The 281-nt window shown below is 56.6% G+C and carries 1 protein-coding gene; it reads left to right on the forward strand.

Annotated elements, in window-relative coordinates; all coding sequences use genetic code 11:
• The coding region (locus tag L5876_RS14615) for a hypothetical protein (protein ID WP_236957093.1) at positions 1 to 281 on the forward strand (281 nt) is incomplete at both ends.

Raw genomic sequence — 281 nt, forward strand, 5'->3', positions numbered from 1 at the left:
CATTGCAGCCAAGGGATGGGTGTACGGGCGATGGGGCAAGTCATCGCAAGCCCGCAGGGCTTTGGATGAGCTGACCGCCGAATCGAAGCACCGATACGTGAGTGCGTATGCCATCGCGCTGGTCCACGCCGGGCTGGGTGACAGAAATGAGTCGCTGAGATTTCTAGACCTGGGTATGAAGGAGAGAACGAACTGGATGGTTTGGACTGCGCTCGATCCACGCTGGCAGCCGATTCGTAGCGATGCAAGATTCGCAGAGCTATTGCATAATCTCGGTCTTT

It is taken from the genome of Hyphobacterium sp. SN044 (genome assembly GCF_021864465.1).
Classification (GTDB): Bacteria; Pseudomonadota; Alphaproteobacteria; order Caulobacterales; family Maricaulaceae; genus Hyphobacterium.